Source organism: Streptomyces sp. SAS_270 (assembly GCF_052543295.1).
In genome coordinates this window covers 1-4,136 of the sequence record NZ_JBMNDS010000008.1, presented here as the reverse complement: position 1 = coordinate 4,136, position 4,136 = coordinate 1, and the positions used below count along the sequence as shown (strand labels likewise).

The following is a 4,136-nucleotide window of genomic DNA, read 5'->3' as shown; positions in this document are numbered from 1 at the left end:
CGGCATCATGCCGGGCGCCCCTTTGCGTGCTCTCAGCGCAGGACCATCCCGCCGGTCACGTTGACGAAGGTGCCGGTGATGCCTGCCGCGTGGTCGGAGGCGAGGAAGACGGCGGTGGCGGCGACCTCGGCGAGGGTGGGGTTGCGGCGGGTCGCGCGCATCCCGGCGAGCTGGTCGATGATGCCCTGGACGGCCGCCTCGTCGATCGCCGGATTGACCGCGGCGAGCTTCTCGACGGTGAACGTCTCGGGCACCCCGGCCGCCCACAGACCCACGGCCCGCACCCCGAGCGGTCCCAGCTCCACCGCCAGGTTGCGTACGAGCGTGTCGATGGCGGCGTCGGCGGGCCCTGTGCCGCCCATCATCGGACTGCCGTGCGCGGAGCCGCTGTTGAGGGTGAGGATCACTCCGCGGCCGCGCTCGGCCATCCGGCGGCCGGCCGCGCGTGCGGTGATGAAGTTCGCGCGGGCGCCGTTGAGCACGGGCCGCAGGAAGTCGTCCACGGGCATGTCGACGAGCGGGGCGCCCTGCACGTCGCCGCGGGTGACGAGGTTGAACGAGATGTCGACGTCGCCGACGCCCGCGAGGTGCTCCTCCACTGCCGTCTCGTCGAGCGCGTCGACGACGGCCACCTCGGCGTCCTTGAGGCCGCCGGCCACCGCCTCCAGCGTCCGACGGGTGCGCCCCACCAGGTGGACCCGTGCGCCCTGTTCGGCGAAGGCACGGGCGACCGCGCCGCCGATGGAGCCGCCGGCGCCGTACACGATCGCGGTCCTGTCGGTGAGCAGCATGATGATCTCCTTCGAAGGTGTTCCGGAGTGTTCCGGAGGTGTTCCGTGTCGGTCGGTCATACAGACGCACGGGACCCCGGCCGCTCATCGGTCATGCGGTCACAGCCGCAGGGGCAGTCCGAACGCGGGGAAGAGGTGCGGTTCGAAGGAGGTGATCTCGACGACCCGGTCGTCCTCGCCGAAGCGCAGGACGTCGAGGACCTGGGCGCGGTAGACGTTCGTGCCGGGCCTGCGCACGTAACCCCCGGCCGCGAGCTGCCCGTTGGCGCGGGCGGGCAGGTGGCGCCAGTGGCCGAAGAACATGGGGGACGCCGGGTCGAGGGTCGGGCGCAGGAACTCGGCGAGGGCGTCGCGGCCCGTGAACCAGAACGGGTTCGGCGGCATGGTGAGCGTGACGTCCTTGCTGAGCAGGTCGGTCATCGCCGCGAAGTCGAGCTGTTCGGCGGCGGCCATGTACCGCTGCAGGACGGTGCGTTGGGCCTCCGTCGGCTCGCCGGCGCTCCAGTCGGCGCGCTCCCGGGGCAGGTGGTCGCGCAGGGTGGGCCGGGCCCGTTGCAGGGCGCTGTTGGCCGAGGCCACGGTCAGGTCGAGGGCCTCGGCGGTCTCGGCGGCGCTCAGGCCGAGCACGTCACGCAGGATCAGCACCGCCCGCTGGCGGGGCGGCAGATGCTGGAGGGCGGCCAGGAAGACGAGCTCCAGGGTCTCGCGGGAGACGGCGGCGACGTCCGGCCGGTCCTCCTCGGCCGTGGGCAGCTCGTCGTCGGGGTAGGGCTGCAGCCAGGTGACCCGGGCGGGTGCCTCGCCGGTGCCGTGGTTCATGCCCGGCACGGGCTCGTAGCGCTGCGGGCGGCGGGCGGTGCGGCGCTGGAAGTCGAGGCAGGCGTTGGTGGCGATGCGGTACAGCCAGGTGCGGGCGCCGGCCCGCCCCTCGAAGGTGTCCCTCGCCCGCCAGGCCCGCAGACAGGTCTCCTGCACGAGGTCCTCGGAGTCGTCGTAGGAGCCGGTGATGCGGTAGCAGTGGACGCGCAGTTCGCGCCGGTAGGACTCGACGAGCGCGGCGAAGTCGCCCTCGTTGTCACCGAGGGGGGATTGCGTAACGGGCTCGGGTGTGACGGAATCCCGTGCCGGCTCCGCCTGCCTCGCGGTGTCCCGCGCGACCCGGGCGACGCGGCGCAGCCGTCCGACGGACGACGCCAGGTCCGCCGCTCCGGCGTACAGGACGGAGGGCGGCGTCGGCACGAGCTGCTGCACCTGCCGCCCGATCTCCTCGATGAGCCCCCGCACGCTCGCGGGCTCCTCGGGCGCCTGCCGCTCCCGGTACGCCTTCTGCCGGCAGGCTGCGGAGCAGTACACGGAACTCCGCCCCGCCCGCCCGACCCGCGCGGGCAGGGGCTTGCCGCACACCCGGCACACGTCATCGGCCACGTCCTCGGCCACCGAACACCTCCGGGGAATTCGTCACACGCGAACGCCGTGACGTTACCTCCGGCACACGGCTACCGTCCCAACTCCCGCGCCACCGCCCGCAGCGCGTCGAGCACCCGGCCCACCGCGGGCGCGTCCTCGGCACCCCGGCGTACCGCGGCGACCACATGCCGGTGGGGCCGGTCCCGGTCCAGCTCCCGCATCAGGACCCCGTCCCGCCCGTCCCGTCGTACGCAGGCCATCCGCGGTACGAGAGCGACGCCCATCCCCGCCTCGACCATGGCGAGAATCGCGGTCCAGCCGGCCGCCGAGTGCCCCTGGTGCGGGGTGAAACCGGCGGCCTCGCACGCCGCTCGGGTGATGTCCGACCAGGGGCCGCTGCCGCCGAAGATCCACGGCTCGGCGGCGAAGTCGGCGAGCCGGACGTGGTCGGCGCGGGCGAGGGCGTGCCCGCGCGGCAGGGCGAGGTCGAGGGGGTCGGCCAGCAGGGGTACGCGCGTGAAGCGGGCGTCCGCCGCCGAGGGCGCCTGCGCGGCGAGCGAGAGCGCGAGGTCGACCGAGCCCGCGCCGAGCAGTTCGTACGCCTCCGCCGCCTCGGACTCCCGTACCTGCACGGAGATCCCGGGGTGCGCCGTGCGCAGCGCCCGGACCGCCGGGACGACGAGTGCGGGCACGGCCGTCGAGAAGGCGCCGACCCGCACCTCCCCGGCCTCGCCCTGGACGTAGGCGGTCAGGTCGGCGTCGGCGCGCTCCAGTTGCTCGAACACGGCTTCCGCGTGCCGCAGCACGAGCTCCGCCGCGTCCGTGAGCCGTACCCGCCGCCCCTGTGCCTCCAGCAGGGGCACCCCGAGCTGCTTCGCGAGATTGGTCAGCTGCTGCGAGACGGCCGAGGGGGTCAGCAGCAGTGCCCGCGCGGTCGCGGTGACAGTGCCCCGCTCCCGCAGAGTGCGCAGGATCTGCAGCTTCTTGATGTCCCACTTGTCGTACTCGGCCATGGCGGCAACCTATCCCGCGGGTTGCGGGGGTCCGGCCGGCGACCGGGGCGGGGTCAGCGTGCCGTGCGGGCGGCGGTGCCGAGGACGACTCCGCCGAGGATGAGGGCCATGCAGATCAGCTGTGTGCCGCCCACCGACTCGCCCAGGAGCGCGTACGACAGGGCCGCCACGCACACCGGCTGAAGGTAGTAGACGGCTCCGGCGCGAGCCGCGCCGATCAGGGAGATCGCCTTGTTCCAGGCGAAGAAGGCGACCGCGGAGGAGAGGACGCCGACATAGACGAGGGGGCCGACGGTGGCGGTCGTGGGGGTGAAGGTCCCCTGGACGCCGACGCTCAGCGCGTACGCCGGGAGCAGCATCGCCGTGCCTAGCGCGAAGGTCGCGAACAGGAAGGCGGGGCCGGTGAGCTCGGCAGGCCTCCGGCGCAGCAGGGCGCTGTACGACGCGAAGCACAGGGCCGCCGCGATCATCCACAGGTCGCCCGCCGAGAGGGCCTTCGCCGATGTGCCCCCGCCGACCAGGAGCAGGACGCCCGCGCAGGCGATCAGCATCCCGGTGACCCGGCGCGCTCCGAGCCGTACGCCGCCGACCCGTTCGTAGGCCGCCATCAGAACGGGCGACGCGGCCATGATCATGCCCATGTTGCCGGCGGAGGTGGAGACGCCCGCCTGGTTGACCAGGGTGTTGTAGACGGTGACGCCGAGGAGAGCGGCAAGGAGGAGGTGGGGAAGGTTGCGGCGCAGCAGGGTCCGCTGCCGCCAGGCCTCCCGGGCCGTGAACGGGGCGATCGCCGCGAGTGCGATCAGCCAGCGCCAGAACGCCTGTTGGACCGGCGCCACGCTGTCGTGCAGAGCGCGCGAGGCGACGAAGCTGCCGGACCAGACGAGGGTGGCGACGGCGGAGGGGGGGGGGGGGGGGGGGGGGG

Annotated in this window: 4 protein-coding genes; all 4 read right to left on the bottom strand. The window is 73.7% G+C overall.

Annotation, left to right across the window (positions count from 1 at the left end; all coding sequences use genetic code 11):
- Positions 1 to 32: 32 nt before the first annotated feature.
- Positions 33 to 791, bottom strand: a complete 759-nt coding sequence (locus ACN6LB_RS07620; RefSeq protein WP_445025107.1) for an SDR family NAD(P)-dependent oxidoreductase — start codon at positions 789 to 791, stop codon at positions 33 to 35.
- 99 nt (positions 792 to 890) lie between these two features.
- Positions 891 to 2,228: a sigma-70 family RNA polymerase sigma factor gene (locus ACN6LB_RS07615; protein ID WP_445025106.1), complete on the bottom strand. Its 1,338-nt coding sequence runs from the start codon at positions 2,226 to 2,228 to the stop codon at positions 891 to 893.
- A 59-nt stretch (positions 2,229 to 2,287) separates the two neighbouring features.
- A complete protein-coding gene (locus tag ACN6LB_RS07610) occupies positions 2,288 to 3,211 on the bottom strand; it encodes a LysR substrate-binding domain-containing protein (protein WP_356138572.1) in 924 nt (307 codons plus the stop codon).
- A gap of 53 nt (positions 3,212 to 3,264) precedes the next feature.
- A partial coding sequence (locus ACN6LB_RS07605; protein ID WP_445025105.1) for a DMT family transporter occupies positions 3,265 to 4,136 on the bottom strand: 872 nt, incomplete at its 5' end.

Bases quoted from the DNA above. Each gene is read 5' to 3' on its own strand.
- ACN6LB_RS07620 (WP_445025107.1), bottom strand. From the start codon at position 791: ATGCTGCTCACCGACAGGACCGCGATCGTGTACGGCGCCGGCGGCTCC.
- ACN6LB_RS07610 (WP_356138572.1), bottom strand. From the start codon at position 3,211: ATGGCCGAGTACGACAAGTGGGACATCAAGAAGCTGCAGATCCTGCGC.